The following is a 26,005-nucleotide window of genomic DNA, read 5'->3' as shown; positions in this document are numbered from 1 at the left end:
CACTTAAATTTTATTCAAAATCACATGAAAATTATAGGCATTGGCAAAAACTATGTAAATGATAAAAATGAAATCAGTGCATTAAAAACGGGTGCACAGGTCATTTTTACAAAACCAGAGAGCACATTGGTCACAGACAATAAAGATGTTTCATACCCTAAGATTACCACACAATTGGCTTATGAAGTGGAATTACTTATTAAAATTGGTAAACAAGGAAAGGACATTGCATTAAAAGATGCTGAATCTTACATTTCAGGAATTGCTGTTGGTATTGATTATACTGCTAAGGATGTTCTGGCTGCTAGCCGAGAAACCAAAGGGCCTTGGGCCTTGGCAAAGGGTTTTGATGGTGCGTCGCCAATATCAAGTTTCAAGCCAATTTCAAACTTTGCGGATTTAAACAATATCAATTTTGATTTGGTCATAAACGGTGAACAAAAGCAAGTTGGAAACACTGGATTTATGATTTATAATTTTAGTGAAATTATTACGTATGTGTCAAGCTTTATGACCTTAGAACCTGGCGACCTTATTTTTACCGGAACACCAGCATCTGGAACCGGTTTGAATAGTAAAGGAGACCACCTTCAAGTGTCACTTGAAGGCGAACTCCTTTTGGATTTTAAAATAATTTAAAGCGCATTATCGATTATTTCCTGAACAACTTCAGGGTTCAACAAGGTTGATGTATCGCCCAAGTTGTTAATGTCTTTACAAGCTATTTTTCGTAAAATACGTCGCATGATTTTACCACTACGTGTTTTTGGTAAGCCGCTTGTAAACTGGATTTTATCCAATTTTGCAATCGGTCCTACATGCTCGGTAATGATTTGATTGATCTCATTACGCAAATTGTTATGATCCCTGCCTTCACCGGTTTCTTTTAAAATCACGTAACCGTACAATGCATTTCCTTTAATATCATGTGGGAAGCCTACAATGGCGGACTCTGCAACAGCAGGATGTTCGTTAATGGCGTCTTCAATAGGTGCTGTTCCTAAATTATGGCCAGATACAATAATTACATCATCTACCCTACCTGTTATCCTGTAATAGCCTACCTCATCACGTAAAGCACCATCTCCCGTAAAATACTTATTATCAAAAGCTGAAAAATACGTATCCTTATACCGCTGATGATCGCCCCAAATAGTCCTTGCTATGGAAGGCCACGGAAACTTAATACACAACCTACCATCTACCTGATTGCCTTTTATTTCCTCTCCGTTTTCGTCCATTAAAGCTGGTTGAATGCCAATAAACGGTAAGGTAGCATAAGTTGGTTTGGTTGGTGTTACAAATGGTATGGGCGTTATCATGATACCGCCTGTTTCGGTTTGCCACCACGTATCAACAATAGGACTTTTTTTCTTTCCAATAATATCATTGTACCAGTGCCAAGCCTCTTCATTAATAGGTTCTCCGACGGACCCTAAAACGCGTAGGGATGACAAATCTTGAGCTTCAGCAAATGAAATATTTTGTTTCGCCAAGGCTCGTATGGCTGTTGGTGCCGTATAAAATTGATTGATTTTATGCTTGTCAACAATTTGCCAAAATCGACCAAAATCAGGATAATGGGGAACTCCTTCAAACATAACGGTAGTGGCGCCGTTAGCCAACGGCCCATATACAATATAGCTGTGCCCTGTTATCCAACCTATATCTGCCGTACACCAATACACATCATCATCTTTGTATTGAAACACATTTTTAAAGGTATAAGCCGTATATACCATGTAACCAGCTGTGGTATGAACCATCCCTTTTGGTTTTCCTGTAGAACCAGAGGTGTACAATATAAACAAGGGGTCTTCTGCATCCATAATTTCTGGCACACAATCACCTGAAGCATTATCCAACAAGGGTTGCAACCAAATGTCCCTACCTGCTTTCATGGTCACTTCTGAATGGACTCTTTTAACAACCAAAACTGTTTGAACACATGGGCATTGCTCTAAAGCTTCATCAACAATACCTTTTAAATCTATGGATTTTGAGCCTCTGTAAGAACCATCGGAAGCTATAACAAATTTACATTCACTATCGTTTATTCTGGTAGCCAAGGCCTTTGATGAGAATCCGGCAAAAACCACAGAGTGAATGGCACCAATTCTGGCACATGCCAACAAAGAAACTGCCAATTCTGGAATCATGGGTAAATAAATACACACACGGTCACCTTTCTTAACACCTTGCTCTTTTAAAACATTAGCCATTTTACAAACCCGGTCATACAGATCATTATAAGTAATGTATTGTGCTACCTCATCTGGATTGTTGGGCTCAAAAATAATAGCGGTTTTATCGCCTTTGGTTCTTAAGTGCCTGTCAATACAGTTTTCAGTTATATTAAGTTTGGCACCTTCAAACCATTTTATTTCTGGCTTTCTGAAATCCCAACTCAATACATTGTTCCATTTTTTGCGCCAAATAAAATGTTCTTCGGCTACTTCTGCCCAAAAATTTTCTGGCTCCCTTACCGATTTTCTGTAAACTTGGTAGTACTCCTCAAGGTGTTTGATGTGATAATTACTCATGGTTTGTTTTAGCTTGTTTATAATTATATATGTAATTGCCACTAAATTAAAGTTCTTCTTATAAAAAACCATAATTTTTTAATAAAATGTCAATCTTGCTTTAAAAGAATTTTATTTTATATTTACTACTACCTAAACTAACTGATATTGCACTCAAACCGTTTACACTTTATTGATGCTGTTAGGGCTTTTGCCATTTTAATGATGCTTCAGGGGCATTTTATTGACACTCTGTTAGACCCTGTATATCGAATTGAAGGCAATCCTGCTTATGATGTTTGGTCGTACTTTAGAGGGATTACAGCCCCAACATTTTTTACCATTTCTGGCTTGGTTTTTACCTATTTATTGTTGAAAGCCAATGCCAAAGGTGATGACCGTCCAAGAATAAAAAAGGGATTGTTTAGAGGATTATTGCTCATTATCATTGGGTATAGCCTTCGTGTTAATTTGGTCAGTTGGTTTGAAGGGGTTTTTAGCCCGTATTTTTTGGTGGTTGATGTATTGCAGTGCATTGGCTTGTCACTAATCATACTTATTTGTTTGCACATCATTTGCAAAAACCATAGTTATATTTTTTCCATTGTGCTTTTTAGCATTGGCTGTCTATGTTTTGTTACCGAACCATTGTACAGAAATTTGGTGATTGATAATTTACCGTTGGTCATTGCCAATTATATGACCAAAGTAAACGGATCGGTTTTTACCATTTTACCCTGGTTTGGCTATTCGGCTTTTGGCGCCTTTTTATCCACTGTGTTTTTTAGGCATGCGCATCGTACCCGATTTAAAATATTCTCAATACTGACCTTTTTTGTGGTTGGTTTGCTGCTTATGTATTGCTCCACCTGGTTTTTGCTGAAACTACATGCATGGACCCATATAGAATTGTTAAAGCTAAGTGCCGACTACAACTATCTCTTTACCCGCCTGGGTAATGTGATTATTTTGTTTGGTGTATTCTATGCCTTTGAACGGTTTTTAAAACAATCCATCATAGCGCGTATAGGTGAAAAGACCTTGTCTATTTATGTGATTCATTTTATCATCTTGTTTGGAAGTTTTACAGGTATTGGCTTAAAACGGTTTTATAACCAGTCCTTAAACCCAACCGAAGCTATTATAGGCGCTTTAATGTTTATTGTTGTGGTATGTATCATATCGTTTTATTACGCTCGCACCAACCATTTTGTATATAATCTGGCACGAAAAATAGTGGATTTATTAAAAAAACAACCCGCACGCTAAGATATATATGATTATAAATACGCAGTATTGTATATAGCTTTAATACTATAATTAGGTTAACTTCGCTTATCTTTTGATATAAAACATTAAAACGAATTTGATATCATTTCGTTAGCTGCAAGAATCTCAAAATAACTAATCAAAACTTAAATCAAATGGTACTACCAAAATTAAAATTAATCCTTTTCGCAATTACGCTGCTAAATATCTTATTTGGTTATTCTCAAGAAACATATGAAGATATTTTAAGAAGAGCTTATGTCCCAATTGACAAAGAACTTTATGACACAATTGTAGCAATGGATAAGAAACTATTTGATGCATACAATTCTTGCGATATGGCTACCCAAAGTGCTCTTTATTCAGAGGATTTGGAGTTCTATCATGATCAAGGAGGCTTAACTACTTCAAAAAAACAAGTTTTGACTGCACTGGAAAATAATATTTGCGATAAAGTTACGAGAACACTTATTAAAGGTAGTATAGAGGTGTACCCTATAAAAGATTACGGAGCTGTCGAAATAGGGTATCATACTTTCAATGATAAAAAAACACCAGAAAATAAATCAACGGCAAGTAGATTTATTCTGGTTTGGAAAAAAACGGATGAAATTTGGACCGTTACAAGAGTTATCAGTCTTCATTAAAACGGAAAATTCCAGCAGCTAACATTGAATAAAATAATTGCCCAATTTTGAACTTAACTAAAGGTTGTTGCTAAATCCATCATCCTAACAAATGTCATAGTACAGGATCTCACTATTATGTACATTTAGTGACCAAAACATATATGATGGCTAATAACAACAGTGACAAAAGTACTTGGGCTATTGGTGGTGGCACCTTGTTGGGTGTGGGTGTAGGTTTGGCTGTTCTCAAAACATCTGTATTGTGGTTTGTGGGTTCCATTATTGGCGGTATAGGCTTGGGGCTCATGGTTACCGCAATATTGGCAAGTAGAAAACAATAAACTTTTAGACCACAGTTTATAACAGCTCTTTGGAGTTTCTTTCTCAAAAAAGAGTTCCATTAGGGATTTATTGGTTTTAGTATGCTTCGATTTTTTAAAACCATACGGTTGAATTTGTTGACCAATAACAACATAAGAAAATATCTTTTTTATGCTATTGGTGAAATTATACTTGTGGTTATTGGTATTTTAATTGCCCTTAAAATCAACAATTGGAACAGTGACCAAATTGAAAAACAACAAGAAATAAAGACCTACAGCGATGTTAAAGAACAAATCCAACAAAATTTGGAAGAGATTTCCAAATTAGAGTCACTGAATGATTATTACAAATCATTATATAATCGTGGCAACATCATCATATCCAATAAAAAATGGGAAAGCATTGATACTTTGGCCTTTATTGCCATGAACCTTTCACAATATTCCGATTTTCATGGCAATGACAACCTCTATGAAAGTTTGGTCAACAGTGGCGATATAAAACGTATTAAAAACCCCGACATTCAAAAAAAACTACAAAATTTAGAGAGTACTTATCGATACATCAACAAACTGGAAGATATCCAATGGGAAATCATTATTAAGGAACTGTCGCCAGAATTGAGAGGCGTTATCAACTATTCCAACTTCCATATTGAAAAACCTAAAAAGTTGTTCTCGGTTGAGCTACAAAATATCATTATAGAAAGCATTTATGTAACTGCAGGAAAAGATTCCATTTACAATCGCGCTTTAAAAGAAATCGATATTATTGATAAATTGATTAATATGGAATTGGAAGACTACAATAAATAATTTTTATTTATTTAAATATTCTAAAATATTCCTTTCTATTCGTTCATGGATATTAGATACATCCGCCTTGATAAAGGTTTCTCCGGTTATGTTTTCGTAAAGTTCTATATAACGCTCTGAAACCGCTTCAATATAGTCATCACTCATAAAAGGCACAGTTTGACCTTCCAATCCTTGAAAATTATTACTAATCAGCCATTGGCGTACAAACTCTTTACTTAATTGTTTTTGGGCTTCGCCTTTATCTTGTCGTTCTTGATAGCCTTCAGCGTAAAAATAACGCGAAGAATCTGGCGTGTGTATTTCATCAATCAATACAATTTGTCCGTCTTTGGTTTTACCAAATTCATATTTAGTATCCACCAAAATCAATCCTCTTGAAGCAGCTATTTCAGTCCCTCTTTGAAATAATTTTCTAGTATAATCTTCTAAAACCAGATAATCGGCTTCTGAAACAATACCGCGTTTTAAAATATTTTCACGGGAAATATCCTCATCATGATTGCCCATTTTGGCTTTGGTTGCTGGCGTAATAATGGGTTCTGGGAACTTGTCATTTTCCTTCAAATCTTCTGGCAAAGCAATTCCACAAAGCATGCGCTTTCCGGCTTTATATTCTCTGGCGGCGTGACCGGACATATACCCACGAATGACCATCTCCACTTTAAACGGTTCGCATAAATGCCCTACGGCAACATTTGGATCAGGTGTAGCGGTTAGCCAATTAGGCACCAAATCCTCCGTGGCGGCCATCATTTTGGTCGCTATCTGGTTGAGTATTTGTCCTTTGTAGGGAATCCCTTTGGGCATGACAACATCAAATGCCGAAAGCCTATCGGTTGCTATCATAACCAGCTCTTCGTTATTAATGTTATAGACTTCTCTAACTTTTCCTTTATACACGCTTTTCTGTCCAGGAAAATTAAAATTGGTGTCAATGATTGTATTACTCATTACTCTCTGTTTTCAATACTTTTATAGGCTTCAATAACTTTTTTGACCAGTTTATGGCGAATCACATCTTTATCATCCAAAAATATCATCCCAACGCCTTCCACGTTTTTTAAAATCAACAAGGCTTCTTTCAATCCAGAAATAGTCCGCCTTGGCAAATCTATTTGGCCTGGATCGCCTGTTAATAAAAACTTGGCGTTTTTTCCCATTCTGGTCAAGAACATCTTCATTTGGTTGTGTGTGGTGTTCTGCCCTTCATCCAAAATTACAAAGGCATTATCCAAGGTTCTACCACGCATAAACGCCAAAGGCGCTATTTGGATGGTGCCGTTTTCAATATACATGGCCAATTTTTCAGCAGGAATCATATCGCGCAAGGCATCATAAAGAGGTTGCATATACGGATCCAGTTTTTCTTTTAAATCACCTGGCAAAAACCCAAGATTTTCACCGGCTTCAACAGCAGGCCTTGTTAAAATGATACGTTTAACTTCTTTATTCTTTAATGCCTGAACCGCTAAAGCCACACCCGTATAGGTTTTTCCTGTTCCAGCAGGACCAATGGCAAAAACCATATCGTTTTTACGCATACTTTCAACCAACTTACGCTGATTGGCTGTCTGTGCCTTGACCAATTTTCCGCCAACACCATGTACAATCACTTCGCCACTTTGTTGCGAGGTAGAGTAATCATCACTGCTTTGACTGGTCAGTACGCGCTCAATGGTATTTTCATCAAGCTTATTGTATTTTGCAAAATGCTTTAAGAGCATCGTAATTCTTCGGTCAAACTCCTCTAGCAGCTCTTCGTCTCCAAAAGCCTTTACTTTATTGCCGCGAGCTACAATTTTAAGTTTTGGAAAATATTTTTTTAGAAGTTCAATATTTGTGTTGTGCTCTCCAAAAAATTCCTTTGGAGTAATTTCTTCAAGTTCAATGATAATTTCGTTCAAAAGGCGTCCGTTTTTATTTTGAAAAATCGTCTAAAATAAACCTAAATAAAGTTTATCTAGATGAAATGATTTATTAGTTTTATTCAGTTAATTTTTACTTATTTTTAATAAGGTCTTCATGAACCTACATGTTAATTTTTTACCTGCAACTTAAAATTTAAAACGAAAAAAAATATGTAGGTTTGTAAAACTCAAAAATACATAAATTTGATTGAGCTAACATCAAAAACATATCAACAATTTTAACCATGGCAATTATCACACTAACGACTGATTTTGGTGAAAAAGATCACTTTGCTGGTGCGATTAAAGGGGCTATTTACACTGAAATGCCCGAGATACGAATTGTTGATATCTCACATTCCATTTCGCCATTCAATATTTCTGAGGCTGCCTATGTTATTCAAAATGCTTATCGTAGTTTTCCCAAAGGTACTATCCATCTTATTGGGATTGATTCTGAATTAAATCCAGAAAACAAGCATATAGCCATTAAACTGGATGACCACTATTTTATTTGTGCCAACAACGGGATTGTGAGTATGATTTGCTCAGAGATTGTCCCAGAAAAAATTGTAGAAATCAATATTCATGATAAAATCCAGAGCAGTTTTCCCGTTCTCGATGTATTTGTAAAAGTGGCCTGCCATATTGCGCGGGGCGGCACACTGGAGGTCATTGGCAAAACCATTACCGAGGTTAAGCCCATCAAGAACATCATCCCCTACGTGAATGATGAAAAATCACAAATTATTGGTAGTGTTATTTATATTGATAATTATGGAAATGTGGTCACCAACATAAAAAAATCATTTTTTGAAACCATTCAAAAAGGACGCCCTTTTGAAATTTCAGCAAGAAACTATAAGTTTAAGACCATTTACAAAAGGTATAGCGATTTTGTGAATTTTGAAATCCCAGAGGAAAAACGCCATGATGAAGGTCGCGGTTTGGTGGTTTTTAATTCGGGTAATTTTTTAGAGATAGCGGTTTACAAAAGCAATTCTGCCACCATAGGTAGTGCTTCAACACTAATGGGATTAAACTTAATGGATACGGTAAGCGTTAATTTTTTAAAAGAATAAGTTAAAATGTTGGTAAGAATTGTAAAAATGTCTTTTTCTGAAAACAGTATAAACAATTTTCTTAATACTTTTGAAAGCAATAAAAATAAGATAAAGAATTTTAAAGGTTGCCAGCTATTGGAGCTTTACAGGGATAAAAAGGACCCAACTATTTTTTTCACCTATAGTTATTGGGACTCTGAAAGCGATTTGGAACAGTACCGGCAATCTGAATTATTTAAAACCGTTTGGTCTCAAACCAAACCATTATTTAATGCAAAACCAGAAGCTTGGAGTGTTGACAAAATTGAATCGCTTAAGTAACAAATTTTAATGATTTACCTTAAAAAGAATACATGTTTGCTATTTTAAGAAAAGAAATAAACACCTTTTTTTCATCGCCCATTGGGTATATGGTCATTGCCATTTTTTTATTGCTCAATGGTTTGTTTTTGTGGGTATTTAAAGGTGATTTCAATATATTGGATTATGGTTTTGCAGACTTATCCTCATTCTTTTTAATTGCCCCTTGGATTTTGATGTTTTTAATTCCAGCCGTAACCATGCGCAGTTTTTCTGATGAGAAAAAACAAGGCACTTTAGAATTATTGGTCACCAAGCCTATTTCAAAATTGCACATTGTTCTAGGTAAGTATTTCGGTGCGCTCATTTTAATCATCATTGCCTTGTTGCCCACCCTTCTTTACGTGTATACCGTTTACCAATTGGGAAATCCAACAGGCAATCTTGACGTTGGCAGTACACTGGGTTCTTATTTTGGATTGTTATTTTTAATTGCATCATACACGGCCATTGGAGTTTTTGCATCAACCATATCAGAAAACCAAATTGTAGCGTTTTTAATAGCCATCTCCATTTGTTTTTTGTTTTACATAGGATTTGATGGTTTGGCTGATGTCACATCCAGTACGTTTATTGAAGAATTAGGTATGAGCTACCATTTTAAAAGTATGAGCCGTGGTGTTTTGGATAGCCGGGATATTATCTATTTTTTGAGTATAGCTGTGTTTTTCATCGTTATTACCAAACTAAATTTCAACAAATAACCAAATGATCATAACACCTCTTTTTGTTGTTTTTTTTACTATCGTCTATATTTTGGTTTGGATATTTGCTAGAACCATTGACAAACGCAAATGGGTCACGTTTTTAATAAGTTTGGTGTTGACCCCCATCATTTATTTTTATGTATTCTATCCATTTATAAATATTTTTTGTAGTTATCACCACCAAAAATATTTTGATGCCGAAGCATGGAAAGAAAAACCAGCTTTACGCTATGAAATGAGCGATGAAATGATTCGTGATAGCTTATTTATTGGTAAACATAAAAATGAAATCCAAAGTACGTTAGGAACCAGTGAATGGTATGGTTGGGACGATTCCATAAAAGCCAATTCGCCCGACAAGTGGAATTATAACTTAGGCTTTAAACCAGGTGCGTTTAACATGATGCAAGAATGCATGGAATTTGTCTTTAAACAAGATACCGTTAACAATGTGACTCAATATCAGCTAAAAAAGACTTTTGAAGAAAAACAGTAAACATATCATTATTCTGATTATTGCCTTAATTGCGATAAACTATTTGAGCAGTCTCGTTTTTAAGCGTTTTGACTTGACTTATGATAAACGCTACACATTAAGCCAAGCATCTCTGAACATAATTAAAGATATTGATTCTCCTATTGTGGTTGATATTTATTTAACTGGTAATGATTTTCCGTCTGAATTTAGACGTCTTCAACGCGAAACCAGGCAATTACTTGAAGAGTTTTCAGCCCATAATAGCCACATTATTTTTCATTTTATCAATCCGTTAGAAGAAGATTCTAAGGGTAACAAAAACATCGAGGAATTAAGTAAGCGTGGTTTAACACCCATGCAATTGAGCGTTCAGGAAAACGGAAAAACCTCACAAGAAGTCATTTTCCCTTGGGCTTTGGCCAGCTATAATGGAAAGACAGTACCTGTTTCATTAATCAAAAATAAAATTGGAGCATCCCAGGAAGAGTTGGTGACCAATTCGGTGCAACATTTAGAATATGCCTTTGCAGATGCTTTTAGTAAATTAACAAAACCGAAGCGCCGAAAAATAGCCATCCTTAGAGGTAATGGCGAACTGGACGATATCCATATTTATGATTTTGTAAAAAAACTAGGCGAATATTACAAAATCGCACCGTTTACATTGGATAGTGTTGCTAAAAACCCAGACCGAACACTAGAGGAATTAAAGGCTTTTGACCTTATCATTACGGCCAAACCAACGCAAGCATTTACCGAAAAAGAAAAACAAGTATTGGATCAATACACCATGAACGGTGGCAAAAGTCTATGGCTTATTGACAATGTTATAGCCGAAAAAGACAGTTTATATAATGACTCCGGGAAATCCTATGCCATTCCTCGTGATTTAAACCTGACCGATTTCTTTTTTAAATACGGAGTACGTGTTAACCCATTATTGGTTAGTACCCTATACTCAGCTCCTATAACATTAGCCTTAGGAGAAGGCAGTAATTCACAATTCCAAAATTTACGGTGGCCTTATTCGCCATTGGCCTCAACCAATAGCACGCACCCAATTGTCAATAATTTAAATTTGGTAAAATTTGATTTTGCCACGCAAATTGACACGCTAAAAAACAAGGTGAAAAAGACTATCTTATTGGAAAGTGCGCCATTGTCCAAACTAGAAGGAACACCAAGGGAAATTAGCTTAGACATTGTAACTCAAGAACAAAACCCATCACTTTTCAATAAAGGAAACCAAACGCTGGCCGTACTGTTGGAAGGTACATTTACCTCGGTTTATAAAAACCGGATCAAGCCCTTTGATTTGTCTGCTGAAAAAGACGAAAGTGTTCCTACAAAGATGATTGTTATTTCAGATGGTGACATCATAAAAAACGATGTTGTTAGAAATGCACCACAGGAATTAGGCTTTGACAGATGGACAGGAAAAACCTATGGTAACAAAGAATTTTTGTTGAATGCCGTTAATTATCTGCTCGATGATGATGGACTTATAAACATTCGCTCAAAACAAATAGCAGTAGCCTTTTTGGATCAACAAAAAATAGCCCAAGAAAAAACCAAGTGGCAACTCGTAAATATATTGCTACCACTAGTGTTACTCCTTGTTTTTGGTTTTGTTTTCAATTATATCCGAAGGAAAAAATTCTCCCACTAAATGTTAATAAGTTTGTTTCCTAAATTTGTTCGTATCCAATATATTTGTAAGTAGTATTTTTTCAGCTAAACTAATTGGTAAATGTATGATCCATTCATGATTCCAAGTTTTATATAAAGTGGAATTTTAATGATTTGAAAGTACCGTTTGTCAACTAAAAACATAATCAATCAAATGAAATTTATAGTATCAAGTACATATTTATTAAAACAATTACAAGTATTGGGTGGTGTTATCAATAACTCCAATACCCTGCCTATCTTAGATAACTTTTTATTTGAACTAGATCATTCAAAACTTACTGTTTCTGCCAGTGATCTTGAAACAACCATGGTTTCTGTGCTTAATGTGGAAAGTGACAGCCAAGGAAGTGTTGCGCTTCCTGCAAGATTATTATTGGATACTTTAAAAACATTCCCAGAGCAGCCATTGACCTTTAAGGTTGAAGACAACAATACGGTTGAAATCAGTTCAAATCATGGTAAATATGCCTTGGCCTATGCCAATGGCGAAGAGTTTCCAAAAGCTGTAGCGCTTGAAGACCCAAGCAAAACCATTGTTACTGGTGATGTGTTGGCTACCGCCATCAGTAAAACCATTTTTGCTGCTGGAAATGATGATTTACGCCCTGTTATGAGCGGCGTATTTTTTCAGTTTTCTGGAGAAGGATTAACCTTTGTGGCCACTGATGCCCATAAACTTGTAAAATATACCAGAGAAGACTTAAAAGCATCACAAAGTGCTGAATTTATCATGCCGAAAAAACCTTTAAATCTTTTAAAAGGGATTTTAGCTGGAAGCGAAGAAGATGTTGTGATTGAATATAATGATTCCAATGCGAAGTTTACTTTTGAAAATTCGCAGTTAATCTGCCGTTTGATTGATGGTAAATATCCCAATTATGAAGCGGTTATTCCCAAAGAAAATCCAAATAAACTAACGATTGACAGAACACAGTTCTTAAATTCCGTTCGTCGTGTTAGTATTTTCTCTAATAAAACCACACATCAAATCAGATTAAAAATTGCAGGCGCAGAGCTTAATATTTCTGCAGAAGATATTGATTACAGCAACAAAGCAGAAGAACGTTTGACTTGTGACTACCAAGGTGATGATATGCAAATTGGCTTCAACTCACGGTTTTTAACAGAAATGCTGAACAATTTAAATGCCGATGAGATTAAATTGGAAATGAGTTTACCCAACCGTGCTGGTATTTTAACACCTATTGATGGCCTTGACGAAGGTGAATTTATCACCATGTTGGTCATGCCCGTTATGCTTAACAGTTAAACAAACTAAACTTTCTTATATAATGCAAAACGTCCACCAAATATGTAGTGGGCGTTTTGTTTATCTCTAACTAACTAATAAAATAAAGAGATTAGAATTTATGGAATATATGCTATTTAATAAATTGTATTGACATAGGATAATCCGGGGTTTCCCCATTACTGGCTCTAATAGCATTAATTACTGGGAAAACAATAGAAATAATGCCCAAAACAATAAATCCTAAAATTCCTAAGCCCAATAATAATATAAGCGGGATGCAAATAATTGCATAAATAATTAAGCTCAATTGGAAGTTTACAATCCTTTTTCCTTGCTCGTCCATATTATAAACCTTTTCTTTTTGGGTAGCCCAAAGAATCAAAGGGATTAATAAACCGCCAAAACCTGTTAACAAAGTCGCTAACTGGCTTAAATGGGTAATGACCAAAAGTTGATTATCTTGTCTCATGATGGTTATTTGTTGTGTTCTTATACTTAATAGACGAAAAAACAGCCAATATGTTACAAACATCCAAATTAGGATTAAAAACTAAGCCTAAAATCAAGATAATATAATTTTTTATAAACGCTTCAAAATGTTTTTTTTTAATACAGCATAAGTATCTAAAAATGATTATATTAGTACTATAAATACTTTTTTTAGCTCAAGCATACCAAAAAAATCATTACTCAATTTATTTGCTCCCCTTATTTGCCTTGGAATTATCCAATAAATAACAATGGCAATAAACCAACCAACTAAAACCAAAATCCTTTTGAAGGGCCTTTGTGCAATTTCCATAATCGCTCTTGTGGTTATATTATTGTTCTTTAACATAACTCCCAAAAACACGGTAACAAAACTTGAAAACGTATCAGATATTTTTTTTAGGGACTATGATATTTCAACTTTAAAAAATTCCAAAGAAAACAACCTTATTAAATATGGTTATGACTTATTCATTAACACCCCTAATTACATTGGACCTTACAATGAAGATCCAAATAAAATGTATTCGGGCAACAGATTATCCTGTAAAAATTGCCATCTCAATTCAGGAACCAAACCGTATTCTGCGCCATTAATTGGCGTGATACAACGATTTCCCCAATTTAGAGGAAGAGAAAACAAAATTGGCACTATTGAGGAACGCATCAATGGATGCATGGAACGGAGTATGAATGGGCGTGTGCTCCCAATTGATAGTAAAGAAATGACAGCTTTTGTATCCTATCTAAAATGGTTGAGCCGTTTTGCTCCTCAGGACGGCAATGTAGGTGGAATGGGATTTGTTAAAATCAACATTCCAAACAGAGCCGTTGATTTAAGAAAAGGGAAACAAGTGTTTATAAAAAACTGTATTGTTTGCCATACAGCCAAGGGCAATGGTTTGATGTCGCCAGATGGTCATACCTATATATATCCACCATTATGGGGGAATGATTCATATAATAACGGTGCAGGTATGGCACGTGTTATAACGGCTGCCCAGTTTATAAAAGTCAATATGCCATTTGGCGCCACTTACAATAGCCCGATTCTAACAGATGAAGACGCTTATGATGTAGCTGGTTATATCAATCAGCAAGAACGGCCAAAGAAATCCAACCCCGAAAAAGACTTTCCCGACCTAAAGAAAAAACCCGTCTCTACACCTTACCCACCTTACGCTGACGATTTTTCAGTTGAGCAACACCAAATTGGACCATTCCAACCTATCATCAAATTTTATAAGCAACAGTATAATATCACCAAAACCAAATAAATCTATAAACATTATGAAAACAACCAATTTTAACTCAAGAAGAGGCTTTTTAGGAGCATTAGCACTAGGAGCCACGGCAAGTACACTTTCTGTACTTACAAACCCCATTTATGCAAACGAAACTACTTTTGACATAAAAATCATGGGTGATGCCGACAAATGGTTTGACAACATTAAAGGAACACACCGAATAGTTTATGATGGCTCTACTCCAAACCATGGATTTCCGGTTATTTGGAACTGGGCTTTTTACTTAACCAATAATGGAACAGGAACTCCAGATGAAGATATGACGGCGGTAACTGTTTTAAGACATGAAGCACTACCCATAGCTTTTGAAGATCGTTTATGGGAAAAATACCCATTAGGTGAGGTGTTTGAAATGAATGATGGCTCTGGAAAACCCTATATGCGAAATCCTTTTTACGAACCACAAGAAGGCGACTTTCCATTACCTGGAATTGATGGCATAAAACGTATGCAGGAACGTGGTGCTATGTTTTGCGCTTGTGATTTAGCCACTAAAGTATATAGCAATGCGGTGGCAACCAAAATGAACTTGGACCCCAAAGAAGTATATGAAGATTGGGTTGCCGGTATTCTTCCCAATGTACAACTGGTTCCTTCTGGTGTATGGGCTTTGGGAAGAGCACAAGAACATGGCTGTGGATATATTTTTGCAGGATAACACTTTTAAATTAAAAAAATCATGAAATATTATTTTAAATTACTGATAGCTTTGCTCATTACAACAATAGCATTTGCTCAAGAAAAACCCGTGAAAATCGTGTTTGATGTTACGAGTAGCAATACCGATGTTCACAAGTCGGCCGTGAGGCATGTAAAAGCCATGTCCGAAGCCTATCCAGATTCAAAATTTGAGGTTGTAATGTATAGTGGCGCTATGGATATGGTCCTTAAGGATAAATCTGTTGCCGCCAAAGAAATTGAAGAGCTTACAAAAAAAGACAACATAGACTTTGTAATATGTGAAGGAACCATGAAACGTCATAATGTAGATGCCTCACAAATCATTACAGGCGTTAAAAGTGTTCCTGATGGCATCATTGAAATAATTGAAAAACAACAAGAAGGTTGGGGCTATATTAAAGAAGGCCAATAAAAGCTATTTTGAAATTCAAAAAAAAAGAGAATCTGTGCTAAGTCTTTATACCCAGATTCTCTTTTAATTTGATAGCTAGGCTACAACATTTTCCATCACCAAAAAAGGAATATCAATATTAAAAGCCAATGTTTCTTCTGGATGTCTGGTAAACAACCGTTCTAAAAAAGAATGTTTTTTACGCATTAAAGCTATCAACTTGATGTCATTGGCATGAATATAACCAACCAGTGTTTTATATAAATCCTTACTGTAAGAATCTATGTTTTCATAGGTTGTGACATCGCTGAAATGCGCTTTCAAAAACATTTTATTGGCTTTCTTTTGATTACTGGTACCTTCCAAATCATCAAAATGGAGCACATTCAACTTAGAACCATACAAAATCAATAAATCCTTAAGCGGCTTTAATTCTTCTATGGTATGAAGCGTTAGGTTATTTGTGGTAAATGCTATTCTATCTAAATTGGTAAACACACAACCGTCGGGGATTGCCAACACCGGGGCAATGCAACGTTGCATAACATGAACGGTATTACTTCCAAAAACAACTTTTTCCAATCCCGATGCGCCTTTGGTACCCATGACTATTAAATCTATCTGTTTGTTAATAACCATTTGATTAATGGAATCAATAAAATTATCATAATCAACAACCGATTGGAACGTATGCTTTTCGTTGTGAAATTTCTTCTGAATCTTGGTTATCAAGTTTGTCAATGACTTTTTAGAAACGTCAACAATGGTTTGATAAATAGTTGCTGATGATGCCATGACCATCATATCATCTGAAATAAAAGAAGAAGCCTTTTGCACATTTAACAGATAAAAGTTACATGGAACATCTTTAAACAAATCCATGGCATAGTTAATGGCATTTTCAGAATTCTTAGAGAAATCTGTGGGTAGTAGTATCGATTTCATCTAAATTAGTATTTAAATTGTTATATCTAAATATACTATTTGAAACCAACTAAAACTATGACAAAAGTCAGTTAGACATTTAGTTATATTTTTAAAAACATAAAATTAGTTTTTAACTGCAAAGGATTGTATTTTCGGCACAATAAATGAAGATATCAACGTTATAAAAACTTAATCTATTTATATATGACGCGTACATTGTCAATTGTATTGTTAGTTCTTTCCATGTCGCTCCATGCTCAAAATAATGCTGTTGCTGCTGGCGAAAAACTCACTTACACAGCTTCCTATAACATGTCTGGAATCTTAACTGAACTAGCTCAGGTAACCATGGAAACCAGTACCGTAAAAACATCAAAGGCTACCCTTTTAAGACTCAAATGCACGGCTTCAACATACAGTAAGTGGGACAACTTCTTTAAAATTGTTGATTTATATGAAAGTTACGTCAATCCCAACAACTTAATTCCTTACCTATACAAACGCGACATTAATGAAGGTGGATATTACAAGTTTATGAAATATACCTATGACCATAAAACAAATACCATCAAGTCACTACAGCGCAAAAAGAATAATAAAGAGGAAAACAAGAGTTTTACTATACATAGTGGTACAAAAGACATTGTATCAACCTTATACAACATTAGGCTTTTTGACTACAAATCGATGAGCATAGGCTCTAAAAAAAGTTTTACCATTGTGTTTGACAGAGAAGAAGTAAACGCTCAAATAACTTATCTTGGAAAAGAAACCATAGGTACCAACATAGGAAAAAAAGAATGTTATAAATTAGCAATCAGCTCAAGTGATGATGTGCTTCAAGGTAAAAACAATAACTTGTTGTGGCTTACCGCCGATGAAAACAAAATCATTGTTTATGGCAAGTTTAAAATTCCCGTTGGTACCGGTGAGTTAAAACTTAAATCTGCTGAAGGATTAAAAAATTAAAATCATATTTTAAAAAATGAAACGCCTTTTTACAATTCTTGGAATGATTGCTGCCATATTAGCCGTTATCTTGTCTGTTTTACCGCTGTCAAATCTGGCTATATTTCCAGCTGTGGCTGCACTTTTGTTTGTACTGATAGCCTTTTATCTTTCAAAAAAAAGTGGGCAAATAAAAAAAATAATACAATTCACCTTTCTTTTGGCAATCATCTCATTGGCAATAACAACCTACAAGGCCTTGTTCAACACCTCTAAAGTTACTAATAACCAAGAGCTTAAAGAAAAAGAAGCCTCTTCAAAAAAAGAAGCCATAAAAGAATTGGAAGATCTTGATTTAGACGATATTAGTATTGAGTGATAATTTGAAGTATACATTTTTTGTATATATTTGAGTTTTAAAAAATTCCCTCAATGAAAATTGCTCTAATTGCTTCTGCATTGACCTTAGTCGGTTCATGCGCAACCACAAAATACACTACTCAAATCCAAAATTTAAAAGATAGTATTCAATTGGTTGATAGTGCTTTGGTGGTAAAATATAGCAATACCATTACACCTAATGAATTACGTAAGCACCTCAGCAAATTCTCATCTGATGCGTTTCAGGGGCGTGCTACTGGAGAATTGGGACAAAAACTAGCGGCACAATTCCTTAAATCCTATTATAAAAAAGAACAAATTACATCGCCTTACGGTGATTCAACATATTACCAAACCATTCCAAAATCATTTTTGCCAAATAACACCAAAGCATCAGAAAACGTGGTTGCATACATTAAAGGTTCAGAAAAACCTGAAGAGGTCGTTATTATTTCAGCCCATTATGACCATTTAGGCATCACTGAAGATGGCAAAATAAATAATGGCGCTGATGATAATGGCTCTGGAACATCTGCCATTATGGAAATTGCCCAAGCCTTTAAGATAGCTAAAGATGAAGGACACGGACCGAAAAGAAGCATTCTGTTTTTGCATGTAACTGCTGAGGAAATTGGAAAATATGGTTCTGATTACTACACGCTGCATCCCGTTTTTCCGTTAAGCAATACCATTTCAGATTTAAACATTGATATGATTGGAAGAATTGATGATGACCACATCAATAATACCAATTACATGTATTTGATTGGTTCAGAAAAATTAAGCAAGGAACTTCATTATATTTCCGAAAAAGTCAATACCGCTTACGTCAACATTGATTTAGATTACAAATATGATATTGATGGTGACTCAAATCATTACTATTACCGGTCTGACCATTATAATTTTGCGAGAATGGGAGTTCCTGTAATATTTTATTTTAATGGTGAACATAAGGATTACCACAAACCAACCGATACAGTAGATAAAATAGATTTTAATTTACTGACCAAACGCGCAAGATTGATTTTTGCAACCGCCTGGCAACTTGCAAACCAAAAAGATCGCATAAAAATTGATAATTATGAAAATTCCTAAAAAAGGACTTTAAAATAGAAAAATGAGAAAACTTATCGTATTATTGACCATCAGTGTTTCTGTGTTCTATTCCTGTAATTCACAGAGCAACACAATCCTTTCTGATAACGTTTTAGATTATGCTCAAACCATAACTTCTTCAGAATTAAAAGAAGCACTCTACACCTATGCATCAGATGATTTTGAAGGAAGAAAAACAGGAGAGCCCGGACAGAAAAAAGCGGTAGAGTTTCTTAAAGAGCATTACATAAGCATGGGAATCCCATCTCCTATTTCTGAAGGTGATTATTTTCAAGACATTCCAGAATCATTCTTTTCAAATGGCATCAAGGCTTCTGAAAACGTGGTTGCTTATATTAAGGGTTCTGAAAAGCCAAACGAAGTGATTATTATTTCTGCCCATTTAGACCATATTGGTATTTCCAGTGATGGTCAAATCAATAATGGTGCTGACGATGATGGTTCCGGAACGGTTGCCATTTTAGAAATTGCCAAAGCCTTTAAAGCAGCTGTTGACGACGGTCACAGACCAAAACGCTCGGTTCTGTTCCTTCATGTAACCGGTGAAGAATTAGGTCTTTATGGGTCTCGTTATTACACAGAAGTTGACCCCATTTTTCCTTTAGAAAATACGGTTGCCGATTTAAATATTGATATGATAGGGCGTGTAGATGCAAAGCACGAAAATGATAGAAATTATATTTATTTAATCGGTTCGGATAAGTTGAGTACAGAACTGCATACTATTTCTGAAACTGTAAACAAGACTTATTTTAATTTGGAATTAGATTATACGTATAATGATGAGAACGACCCCAATCGTTTTTATTACAGGTCTGACCATTATAATTTCGCAAAAAACAATATCCCTGTGATTTTTTATTTTAATGGTACCCATGCCGATTATCATAAGCCAACAGATACGCCTGATAAAATTCAATACGATTTGCTTGAAACAAGGGCTCGATTGGTTTTCTGTACAGCTTGGGAGCTAGCCAACAGAGATAAACGCATTGTTGTTGACAAATAAGCACCTTATAAAAGCAAAAAGCCTGCAACATGCAGGCTTAAATTTCTTAAAAAAATTAAAGACGCTTACTTAATAACTGAAACGTTAACTGCGTTTAATCCTTTTTTACCTTCTTTTAATTCAAACTCAACTTTGTCACCTTCCTTAATTTTGTCAATTAAGCCAGATACGTGCACGAAATATTCATTTGAAGAACCACTTTCAATGATAAATCCAAATCCCTTAGACTCATTGAAGAACTTTACTGTACCGTTTTTCACTAGACTTTAAGTAGTATTAATAATAACAAAGATAAAACTATTAACTTTTAATTAACAAATTTATTTTTTGGTAGAACAAGATAGAACCTATCAAAAATTTGTATCTTTAAGAAGAATCGTTTTAATTTTAAGGCCATGTCAGATTCCAACTATATAAAAATATTTACGGGAAGTTTTATTGTTGTGCAACTTATTACAGATAAACTTAATGCTGTTGGCATTAACGCAGTGGTAAAAGATGAAACCGAGTCTGGACGTTTGGCAGGTTTTGGGTCTGCCATTCCAGGAGAACAAGAACTTTACGTGAACAAAGATGAGCTTGATACAGCTGTGGAAATTGTTCAAAGTGTCACTTCAGAGTTACAGCCTTAAGCTGTTACACTATACATTTTGTTTCGCAATTCCTTGATTTTTGCATCTTGCATATATTCATCAAATGTTGTGTACCTATCAATTATTCCGTTGGGAGTTAGTTCTACCACACGATTGGCTACGGTTTGCGCAAACTCATGGTCATGAGTGGTAAACAAAATAGTGCCCTTGAAATTTTTAAGTGAATTATTAAATGCGGTAATACTTTCCAGATCCAAGTGGTTTGTTGGTTCATCAAGCATCAATACGTTGGCACGCATCATCATCATTCTGCTTAACATGCAACGCACTTTTTCGCCTCCTGATAATACATTTGATTTTTTGAGTGCCTCTTCTCCACTAAAAATCATTTTACCCAAAAATCCCCTAATGTACACTTCTTCACGTTCCTCTTCAGTTTTGGCCCACTGGCGTAACCAATCTACCAAGGTTAAATTGTTTTCAAAAAACTCACTGTTGTCAAGTGGTAAATAAGATTGGGTTGTGGTAATTCCCCATGAAAATGTGCCAGCATCGGCTTTTTCTTTTCCATTCAATATTTGATAAAATGCCGTTGTTGCCCTAGAGTCTTTTGAATAGACAACTACTTTATCGCCTTTGGCCAGATTTAAATCAATGTTTTTAAACAATTGCTCACCATCTACAGAAGCCTCTAACCCATGAACGTTCAGAATTTGGTCGCCCGCTTCTCGTTCGCGCTCAAAAATAATAGCTGGATAACGGCGACTGGTAGGTCTAATATCTGCGATGTTGAGTTTCTCAATCATCTTTTTTCTACTGGTTGCTTGCTTACTTTTGGCTACGTTGGCAGAAAAACGTCTGATAAATTCCTCCAATTCCTTTTTCTTTTCCTCAGCTTTTTTGTTTTGTTGTGAGCGTTGGCGAGCTGCTAATTGCGATGATTCATACCAAAACGTATAGTTTCCTGAGTAATGGTTTATTTTTCCAAAATCAATATCCGAAATATGGGTACAAACGGCATCTAAAAAGTGACGGTCATGCGAAACCACAATCACGCAGTTTTCATAGTTTGCCAAAAAGTTTTCCAACCATGAAATGGTTTCATAATCCAAGTCATTGGTAGGCTCATCCATAATCAACACATCAGGATTTCCAAACAAAGCCTGAGCCAACAACACCCTCACTTTTTGCTTACCATCAAGGTCTTTCATAAGCGAATAATGTAAGTCCTCTTTTATGCCTAAGTTTGACAGTAAAGCGGCTGCATCACTATCGGCATTCCAACCATTCATTTCTTCAAATTGAACTTGAAGCTCACCTATTCTATCAGCATTTTCATCAGAATAATCAGCATACAAGGCATCCATCTCTGTTTTGATTTTAAACAAGGGCTTGTTCCCCATTAAAACTGTCTCTAAAACAGTATGCTCGTCATATAAATTATGGTTTTGTTCCAGTACGGACATACGCTTTCCAGCTTCTAAATGCACTTGTCCAGATGTTGGGTCTTGCTTTCCCGAAATGATTTTTAAGAAGGTAGATTTACCAGAACCATTGGCCCCAATTATACCATAACAATTTCCTTGCGTAAACGTTGTGTTTACTTCATCAAAAAGAATGCGCTTACCAAATTGAACTGAAAGGTTTGAAACTGATAACATAGCCGTGTTTTTTAATTTTGGGCAAAAGTAGAAAAATCAAACCGTAAGACGAAACATCCCCAAGCTATTTTTAAATCTTATTTAAGCCTAAATTTTAACATTTAACAGCGTATTAACAAGACATCTTAAATACAAGGCATAAATTTGTATAATTAGTGGCTCAAGCAGTTGAGCGCTGATAAGAGGGAGTTTTTATGAAACTATATTTTTATTTAATTATTATTCTTTTATCGTTATTCTCTTGCAATAAGGATAATGGTCAAGATGATTATGCGTTTTTGGGTGGTGAAATAATCAACCCAAACAGTAATTTTGTGGTTTTATCAAAAGCCGAGACGGTTATTGATACCATTCCATTGGACAATAACAACAGATTTGTCTATAAAATAATGAACCTTGATCCTGGCATGTACACTTTTAGCCATGGCAGTGAAATACAAACCGTACTTTTAGAACCACATGACAGTATCATGTTTAGGCTTAACACACTTGATTTTGATGAATCTTTGGTATATACCGGTGAAGGAGCCAAAAAAAATAATTACTTGATCAATGAGTTTTTACAGAATGAGATTGACGAAAAGCAAGTGTTTAAATTGTGTCAGCTAGACCCAACTGCATTTGAAAAACAAATTGAAGCCATTAGAAACAGCAAATCTGAACGGTTAAAACATTTTAAAAATAAATACCATACTTCAGCATTGTTTGATAAAATAGCCCAGTCCAATATTGATTACAGTTATTACACCAGTAAGGAAATATACCCGTTTGTAAATTACAGTTTTAATAAACGTCATGTTCTAAACTCGTTACCTAAAGATTTTTACAGTTACAGAACCAATATTGAATATAATAATGTGTCCTTTAACGAGTATTTGAATTACAGTTCCTTTTTGCGTTCAAATTTTAATAATCTGGCACTTGAAAAACATTTTGAACATTCAAAAGACAAGCAGTTCAATAATGTTTCCTTATGCTATAATCTTGACAAACTAAATATTGTTGATAGTTTAGTTTCTAATCCTTCAATAAAAAATAATCTACTCTATTATTTTACTATTTCATTTTTAACCAAGAACAGTAATATAGAAAATGACGGTACTATTTTACAGTCGTTTTTAAGCAAAAGTACTGATACCAAAGACAAAGAAATCCTGACTAATCTTGTTCAATCATTAAACAATTTAAGACCTGGAGCCCAATTTCCAAATATAAAATTAGTTAACGCTGAAAATACTGAATCTGGTATCAATTCATTGATTTCAAAACCTACAGCCATCTATTTTTGGTCCCATAATTTTTATGATCACTTTAAGGAAAGCCATCGAAAGGTTTATGAATTGAAAAACAAATACCCGGAAATTGATTTTATTGCCATAAATATTGATGACAACAATTTTAAAACTTGGATCAATACGTTAAATAGAAATCATTTTCCTTTGCAAAACGAATATAAGTTTAAAAATCCTGAGGAATCCATGCATACTTTAGCCATTTACCCAATGACCAAAGTTATGATCATTGACAAGGACAATACCATTGTAAACAGCAATACCAATATGTTTGCCAATAATTTTGAAGAACAGTTATTGGGCTTAATCAATAGATAAGTAATGAACTTAAAATTTAAAAGCCTCAATTTAAGAAAATTGAGGCTTTTTTCTATATAAAAACTAGTTTAGTTTCCTTTTTTATAATCTTCCAAAAATTTAGCCAGTCCAATATCTGTTAAAGGATGTTTTAATAAGCCTTCAATGGAACTTAACGGTCCTGTCATAACATCAGCACCTAGTTTAGCGCAATCAATAACATGCATGGTATGACGAACCGATGCTGCCAATATTTGGGTATCAAACCCATAATTGTCATAAATAAGCCGCATTTCAGAAATTAAATTCAAACCATCTGTTGAGATATCATCTAAACGACCAATAAAAGGTGACACATACGTTGCTCCGGCTTTGGCTGCCAATAATGCCTGACCTGGAGAAAATACCAACGTGACATTGGTCTTGACACCTTTTTCAGAAAAATACTTACAGGCTTTAACACCGTCTTTAATCATGGGAAGCTTAACCACTATTTGTTCGTGTAGTTCTGACAAGGCTTCACCCTCGCGAATCATGCCATCAAAATCTGTTGCTATTACCTCTGCACTAACATCACCATCTACTATATTGCAAATGTCAACATAGTGTTTCATAATATTGTCATGCCCTGTTATGCCTTCTTTTGCCATTAATGACGGATTGGTTGTTACCCCATCAAGGACTCCAAGGTCTTGTGCTTCTCTAATTTGATCCAGATTGGCCGTGTCTATAAAAAATTTCATTGTTTATGGTTGTTAAAATTATTTTTAAAAATTTCGGAGTAAAATTACAACATTAAGATGCTTTTTCTAAAAGAATAGACTCTAATTATTCTAGTATTTAAATAGCTACAATTTATAATGATTAATCAGTAGCTTTTCATACAGTTTATCAGGCAAAATTCTTTTCAAAACAATAGAAAACCTTTGCATAAAATTCCCTACTTTATAATGTATTTTGGGGTTTTTAGAATTTATAATATTAAAAATAGCCTCTGCCATAAGATTTGGAGGACTCCCCTTATCTACATGTGCATCCATAAGCTTCAATGTGTTTCCATAAGGCTTTTGATATGGTGAATCATTTAAAATAGGTGCATGATAACGACCTGCTGCAATATTGGTGGCAAAATCTCCAGGTGCTACATTGGTCATCTTAATATTAAAGTCTTTAAGCTCCATTCTAAAAGCTTCGGTTATAAGCTCTAAGGCTCCTTTACTTGCACTGTAAATCCCACGGTAAGGCAAACCCATATAACCAGCTATGGATGTAATATTTATGATCAATCCAGACCTTTGCTTTCGCATTTGTGGTAAAACCGATTTTATAACATTAATGGGGCCAAAAAAATTAGTCTCAAAATTGGCTTTAATCTCTGCTTCGGGTATTTCTTCAATTGGTCCCGTAATTCCCGCTCCAGCATTGTTTATTAAAACATCCAATCTGTTTTCTTTTTCAATAATTGTTTTAACAGTTTGCTGAATAGTATTTAAATCCCTTACATCTAAAGCCAAAATAGGAAACAGGCTATCCTTGTATTTTTCAGGATTTCGACTGGTTCCATAAACTTTAAAGCCTTTTGTGGTTAATAGCTCACCAATGGATTTTCCTATTCCAGAAGAACCTCCTGTTATTAAAACAACCTCAGACATAGATATTTCTCTTAAAATTGTAAAGTTACTATTGTAAATGATTTTTAGGAAAGAAAAAAGCACAAAAAAAGGCAAGCTACCTACATCACACCGCTACGACCATTTACCTTTGCTTCGTTCCCGACCTGGAGGATTCAACAGGAGCTGGTTGTGTAGGACTTGCCGGTGCAAAGATACAACCTTTTAAAATTTTCACAATGATTTTCTAAACTGATTTTAAATAAATATCTTGCTCA

Annotated in this window: 29 protein-coding genes and 1 other RNA gene; 20 read left to right on the top strand and 10 right to left on the bottom strand. The window is 35.0% G+C overall.

From position 1 onward, the window contains the following. Nucleotides 1-24 precede the first annotated feature (24 nt). Nucleotides 25-639 (top strand): fumarylacetoacetate hydrolase family protein, encoded by a 615-nt coding sequence (locus IEW94_RS14320; RefSeq protein ID WP_188654300.1) that lies wholly within the window; start codon nucleotides 25-27, stop codon nucleotides 637-639. On the opposite strand, the gene acs is transcribed toward IEW94_RS14320, so the two are convergent. Next, entirely contained in the window at nucleotides 636-2,543 is a 1,908-nt protein-coding gene (acs, locus tag IEW94_RS14315; RefSeq protein ID WP_188654298.1) for an acetate--CoA ligase, read from the bottom strand. The genes IEW94_RS14320 and acs overlap by 4 nt on opposite strands. Nucleotides 2,544-2,690: 147 nt before the next feature. Here acs and IEW94_RS14310 point away from each other — a divergent pair, with 147 nt between their 5' ends. The 4 genes from IEW94_RS14310 (at nucleotide 2,691) to IEW94_RS14295 (ending at nucleotide 5,559) form a co-directional block, all read left to right on the top strand. After that, entirely contained in the window at nucleotides 2,691-3,791 is a 1,101-nt protein-coding gene (locus IEW94_RS14310) for a heparan-alpha-glucosaminide N-acetyltransferase domain-containing protein (protein WP_188654296.1), read from the top strand. A gap of 155 nt (nucleotides 3,792-3,946) precedes the next feature. Then, on the top strand, nucleotides 3,947-4,438 hold the full coding sequence (locus IEW94_RS14305) for a nuclear transport factor 2 family protein (RefSeq protein WP_229669538.1): 492 nt from the start codon (nucleotides 3,947-3,949) through the stop codon (nucleotides 4,436-4,438). A 146-nt stretch (nucleotides 4,439-4,584) separates the two neighbouring features. Further along, entirely contained in the window at nucleotides 4,585-4,761 is a 177-nt protein-coding gene (locus IEW94_RS14300; protein ID WP_229669537.1) for a hypothetical protein, read from the top strand. Nucleotides 4,762-4,842: 81 nt separating this feature from the next. Beyond that, nucleotides 4,843-5,559, top strand: coding sequence for a DUF6090 family protein (locus tag IEW94_RS14295; protein WP_188654292.1), 717 nt, complete (start codon nucleotides 4,843-4,845; stop codon nucleotides 5,557-5,559). A 3-nt stretch (nucleotides 5,560-5,562) separates the two neighbouring features. On the opposite strand, the gene IEW94_RS14290 is transcribed toward IEW94_RS14295, so the two are convergent. After that, the gene (locus tag IEW94_RS14290) at nucleotides 5,563-6,513 is read right to left on the bottom strand and encodes a phosphoribosylaminoimidazolesuccinocarboxamide synthase (protein WP_188654291.1); all 951 of its coding nucleotides are present in this window, start codon (nucleotides 6,511-6,513) and stop codon (nucleotides 5,563-5,565) included. Next, complete coding sequence (locus IEW94_RS14285) at nucleotides 6,513-7,466, bottom strand: PhoH family protein (protein ID WP_188654289.1); 954 nt, start codon at nucleotides 7,464-7,466, stop codon at nucleotides 6,513-6,515. Before IEW94_RS14285 ends, IEW94_RS14290 begins: the two co-directional genes overlap by 1 nt. Nucleotides 7,467-7,714: 248 nt before the next feature. Between IEW94_RS14285 and IEW94_RS14280 the strand changes: the two genes are divergently transcribed. From IEW94_RS14280 to dnaN, 6 genes are all read left to right on the top strand, one after another. Then, nucleotides 7,715-8,551, top strand: coding sequence for an SAM hydrolase/SAM-dependent halogenase family protein (locus tag IEW94_RS14280; protein ID WP_188654287.1), 837 nt, complete (start codon nucleotides 7,715-7,717; stop codon nucleotides 8,549-8,551). 6 nt (nucleotides 8,552-8,557) lie between these two features. Further along, nucleotides 8,558-8,854, top strand: coding sequence for a putative quinol monooxygenase (locus IEW94_RS14275; protein ID WP_188654285.1), 297 nt, complete (start codon nucleotides 8,558-8,560; stop codon nucleotides 8,852-8,854). A 32-nt stretch (nucleotides 8,855-8,886) separates the two neighbouring features. Next, nucleotides 8,887-9,597, top strand: a complete 711-nt coding sequence (gene gldF / locus IEW94_RS14270) for a gliding motility-associated ABC transporter permease subunit GldF (protein ID WP_188654283.1) — start codon at nucleotides 8,887-8,889, stop codon at nucleotides 9,595-9,597. A 4-nt stretch (nucleotides 9,598-9,601) separates the two neighbouring features. After that, nucleotides 9,602-10,096: a hypothetical protein gene (locus IEW94_RS14265; protein WP_188654281.1), complete on the top strand. Its 495-nt coding sequence runs from the start codon at nucleotides 9,602-9,604 to the stop codon at nucleotides 10,094-10,096. Next, nucleotides 10,080-11,747: a gliding motility-associated ABC transporter substrate-binding protein GldG gene (gene gldG / locus IEW94_RS14260; protein WP_188654279.1), complete on the top strand. Its 1,668-nt coding sequence runs from the start codon at nucleotides 10,080-10,082 to the stop codon at nucleotides 11,745-11,747. The genes IEW94_RS14265 and gldG overlap by 17 nt, the downstream gene beginning before the upstream one ends. Nucleotides 11,748-11,921: 174 nt before the next feature. Continuing rightward, on the top strand, nucleotides 11,922-13,040 hold the full coding sequence (dnaN, locus tag IEW94_RS14255) for a DNA polymerase III subunit beta (RefSeq protein WP_188654278.1): 1,119 nt from the start codon (nucleotides 11,922-11,924) through the stop codon (nucleotides 13,038-13,040). A gap of 112 nt (nucleotides 13,041-13,152) precedes the next feature. Here dnaN and IEW94_RS14250 read toward each other — a convergent pair whose 3' ends face one another. Then, the gene (locus tag IEW94_RS14250; RefSeq protein ID WP_188654276.1) at nucleotides 13,153-13,491 is read right to left on the bottom strand and encodes a DUF4870 domain-containing protein; all 339 of its coding nucleotides are present in this window, start codon (nucleotides 13,489-13,491) and stop codon (nucleotides 13,153-13,155) included. A 271-nt stretch (nucleotides 13,492-13,762) separates the two neighbouring features. Between IEW94_RS14250 and IEW94_RS14245 the strand changes: the two genes are divergently transcribed. From IEW94_RS14245 to IEW94_RS14235, 3 genes are read left to right on the top strand one after another with little or no spacing between them, the layout of a single operon-like run. After that, a complete protein-coding gene (locus tag IEW94_RS14245) occupies nucleotides 13,763-14,788 on the top strand; it encodes a c-type cytochrome (RefSeq protein WP_229669536.1) in 1,026 nt (341 codons plus the stop codon). 13 nt (nucleotides 14,789-14,801) lie between these two features. Beyond that, on the top strand, nucleotides 14,802-15,476 hold the full coding sequence (locus tag IEW94_RS14240) for a Tat (twin-arginine translocation) pathway signal sequence containing protein (RefSeq protein WP_188654274.1): 675 nt from the start codon (nucleotides 14,802-14,804) through the stop codon (nucleotides 15,474-15,476). Between the two features lie 21 nt (nucleotides 15,477-15,497). After that, complete coding sequence (locus tag IEW94_RS14235; protein ID WP_188654272.1) at nucleotides 15,498-15,911, top strand: DsrE family protein; 414 nt, start codon at nucleotides 15,498-15,500, stop codon at nucleotides 15,909-15,911. A gap of 75 nt (nucleotides 15,912-15,986) precedes the next feature. On the opposite strand, the gene IEW94_RS14230 is transcribed toward IEW94_RS14235, so the two are convergent. Next, nucleotides 15,987-16,835, bottom strand: a complete 849-nt coding sequence (locus IEW94_RS14230) for a universal stress protein (RefSeq protein ID WP_188654271.1) — start codon at nucleotides 16,833-16,835, stop codon at nucleotides 15,987-15,989. A gap of 186 nt (nucleotides 16,836-17,021) precedes the next feature. On the opposite strand from IEW94_RS14230, the gene IEW94_RS14225 reads away from it, so the two are divergent. Genes IEW94_RS14225 through IEW94_RS14210 form a run of 4 tightly spaced genes read left to right on the top strand, consistent with a single transcriptional unit; the run spans nucleotide 17,022 to nucleotide 20,274 of the window. After that, entirely contained in the window at nucleotides 17,022-17,786 is a 765-nt protein-coding gene (locus tag IEW94_RS14225) for a DUF3108 domain-containing protein (RefSeq protein WP_188654269.1), read from the top strand. Between the two features lie 16 nt (nucleotides 17,787-17,802). Then, entirely contained in the window at nucleotides 17,803-18,144 is a 342-nt protein-coding gene (locus IEW94_RS14220) for an FUSC family protein (protein WP_188654267.1), read from the top strand. A 53-nt stretch (nucleotides 18,145-18,197) separates the two neighbouring features. Continuing rightward, entirely contained in the window at nucleotides 18,198-19,244 is a 1,047-nt protein-coding gene (locus IEW94_RS14215) for a M28 family metallopeptidase (protein WP_188654265.1), read from the top strand. Nucleotides 19,245-19,266: 22 nt separating this feature from the next. Further along, complete coding sequence (locus IEW94_RS14210; RefSeq protein ID WP_188654263.1) at nucleotides 19,267-20,274, top strand: M28 family metallopeptidase; 1,008 nt, start codon at nucleotides 19,267-19,269, stop codon at nucleotides 20,272-20,274. 65 nt (nucleotides 20,275-20,339) lie between these two features. Here the strand turns inward: IEW94_RS14210 and IEW94_RS14205 are convergent, their stop codons facing one another. Beyond that, entirely contained in the window at nucleotides 20,340-20,534 is a 195-nt protein-coding gene (locus IEW94_RS14205; protein ID WP_188654261.1) for a cold-shock protein, read from the bottom strand. 135 nt (nucleotides 20,535-20,669) lie between these two features. Here IEW94_RS14205 and IEW94_RS14200 point away from each other — a divergent pair, with 135 nt between their 5' ends. Continuing rightward, complete coding sequence (locus IEW94_RS14200; protein ID WP_188654259.1) at nucleotides 20,670-20,906, top strand: putative signal transducing protein; 237 nt, start codon at nucleotides 20,670-20,672, stop codon at nucleotides 20,904-20,906. Here the strand turns inward: IEW94_RS14200 and IEW94_RS14195 are convergent. Further along, nucleotides 20,903-22,528, bottom strand: coding sequence for an ABC-F family ATP-binding cassette domain-containing protein (locus tag IEW94_RS14195; protein WP_188654257.1), 1,626 nt, complete (start codon nucleotides 22,526-22,528; stop codon nucleotides 20,903-20,905). The genes IEW94_RS14200 and IEW94_RS14195 overlap by 4 nt on opposite strands. Before the next feature lie 194 nt (nucleotides 22,529-22,722). Here IEW94_RS14195 and IEW94_RS14190 point away from each other — a divergent pair, with 194 nt between their 5' ends. Next, entirely contained in the window at nucleotides 22,723-24,138 is a 1,416-nt protein-coding gene (locus tag IEW94_RS14190; RefSeq protein WP_188654255.1) for a TlpA family protein disulfide reductase, read from the top strand. A gap of 68 nt (nucleotides 24,139-24,206) precedes the next feature. Here IEW94_RS14190 and fsa read toward each other — a convergent pair whose 3' ends face one another. The 3 genes from fsa to ffs all read right to left on the bottom strand — a co-directional run bounded on the left by fsa (nucleotide 24,207) and on the right by ffs (nucleotide 25,934). After that, the gene (fsa, locus tag IEW94_RS14185; RefSeq protein WP_188654252.1) at nucleotides 24,207-24,860 is read right to left on the bottom strand and encodes a fructose-6-phosphate aldolase; all 654 of its coding nucleotides are present in this window, start codon (nucleotides 24,858-24,860) and stop codon (nucleotides 24,207-24,209) included. A gap of 105 nt (nucleotides 24,861-24,965) precedes the next feature. Then, complete coding sequence (locus IEW94_RS14180; RefSeq protein ID WP_188654250.1) at nucleotides 24,966-25,769, bottom strand: SDR family oxidoreductase; 804 nt, start codon at nucleotides 25,767-25,769, stop codon at nucleotides 24,966-24,968. Between the two features lie 66 nt (nucleotides 25,770-25,835). Beyond that, an RNA gene (gene ffs / locus IEW94_RS14175) (signal recognition particle sRNA small type) lies at nucleotides 25,836-25,934 on the bottom strand. Nucleotides 25,935-26,005: the final 71 nt, after the last annotated feature.

Origin of the sequence: Yeosuana aromativorans, assembly GCF_014646655.1 — a bacterium.
Classification (GTDB): Bacteria; Bacteroidota; Bacteroidia; order Flavobacteriales; family Flavobacteriaceae; genus Yeosuana; species Yeosuana aromativorans.
This window is presented reverse-complemented; position numbering and strand designations above follow the sequence as displayed.

Bases quoted from the DNA above. Each gene is read 5' to 3' on its own strand.
- IEW94_RS14320 (WP_188654300.1), top strand. From the start codon at position 25: ATGAAAATTATAGGCATTGGCAAAAACTATGTAAATGATAAAAATGAA.
- acs (WP_188654298.1), bottom strand. From the start codon at position 2,543: ATGAGTAATTATCACATCAAACACCTTGAGGAGTACTACCAAGTTTAC.
- IEW94_RS14305 (WP_229669538.1), top strand. From the start codon at position 3,947: ATGGTACTACCAAAATTAAAATTAATCCTTTTCGCAATTACGCTGCTA.
- IEW94_RS14300 (WP_229669537.1), top strand. From the start codon at position 4,585: ATGGCTAATAACAACAGTGACAAAAGTACTTGGGCTATTGGTGGTGGC.
- IEW94_RS14295 (WP_188654292.1), top strand. From the start codon at position 4,843: ATGCTTCGATTTTTTAAAACCATACGGTTGAATTTGTTGACCAATAAC.
- IEW94_RS14290 (WP_188654291.1), bottom strand. From the start codon at position 6,513: ATGAGTAATACAATCATTGACACCAATTTTAATTTTCCTGGACAGAAA.
- IEW94_RS14280 (WP_188654287.1), top strand. From the start codon at position 7,715: ATGGCAATTATCACACTAACGACTGATTTTGGTGAAAAAGATCACTTT.
- IEW94_RS14275 (WP_188654285.1), top strand. From the start codon at position 8,558: ATGTTGGTAAGAATTGTAAAAATGTCTTTTTCTGAAAACAGTATAAAC.
- gldF (WP_188654283.1), top strand. From the start codon at position 8,887: ATGTTTGCTATTTTAAGAAAAGAAATAAACACCTTTTTTTCATCGCCC.
- IEW94_RS14265 (WP_188654281.1), top strand. From the start codon at position 9,602: ATGATCATAACACCTCTTTTTGTTGTTTTTTTTACTATCGTCTATATT.
- dnaN (WP_188654278.1), top strand. From the start codon at position 11,922: ATGAAATTTATAGTATCAAGTACATATTTATTAAAACAATTACAAGTA.
- IEW94_RS14250 (WP_188654276.1), bottom strand. From the start codon at position 13,491: ATGAGACAAGATAATCAACTTTTGGTCATTACCCATTTAAGCCAGTTA.
- IEW94_RS14245 (WP_229669536.1), top strand. From the start codon at position 13,763: ATGGCAATAAACCAACCAACTAAAACCAAAATCCTTTTGAAGGGCCTT.
- IEW94_RS14240 (WP_188654274.1), top strand. From the start codon at position 14,802: ATGAAAACAACCAATTTTAACTCAAGAAGAGGCTTTTTAGGAGCATTA.
- IEW94_RS14235 (WP_188654272.1), top strand. From the start codon at position 15,498: ATGAAATATTATTTTAAATTACTGATAGCTTTGCTCATTACAACAATA.
- IEW94_RS14230 (WP_188654271.1), bottom strand. From the start codon at position 16,835: ATGAAATCGATACTACTACCCACAGATTTCTCTAAGAATTCTGAAAAT.
- IEW94_RS14225 (WP_188654269.1), top strand. From the start codon at position 17,022: ATGACGCGTACATTGTCAATTGTATTGTTAGTTCTTTCCATGTCGCTC.
- IEW94_RS14220 (WP_188654267.1), top strand. From the start codon at position 17,803: ATGAAACGCCTTTTTACAATTCTTGGAATGATTGCTGCCATATTAGCC.
- IEW94_RS14215 (WP_188654265.1), top strand. From the start codon at position 18,198: ATGAAAATTGCTCTAATTGCTTCTGCATTGACCTTAGTCGGTTCATGC.
- IEW94_RS14210 (WP_188654263.1), top strand. From the start codon at position 19,267: ATGAGAAAACTTATCGTATTATTGACCATCAGTGTTTCTGTGTTCTAT.
- IEW94_RS14200 (WP_188654259.1), top strand. From the start codon at position 20,670: ATGTCAGATTCCAACTATATAAAAATATTTACGGGAAGTTTTATTGTT.
- IEW94_RS14195 (WP_188654257.1), bottom strand. From the start codon at position 22,528: ATGTTATCAGTTTCAAACCTTTCAGTTCAATTTGGTAAGCGCATTCTT.
- IEW94_RS14190 (WP_188654255.1), top strand. From the start codon at position 22,723: ATGAAACTATATTTTTATTTAATTATTATTCTTTTATCGTTATTCTCT.
- fsa (WP_188654252.1), bottom strand. From the start codon at position 24,860: ATGAAATTTTTTATAGACACGGCCAATCTGGATCAAATTAGAGAAGCA.
- IEW94_RS14180 (WP_188654250.1), bottom strand. From the start codon at position 25,769: ATGTCTGAGGTTGTTTTAATAACAGGAGGTTCTTCTGGAATAGGAAAA.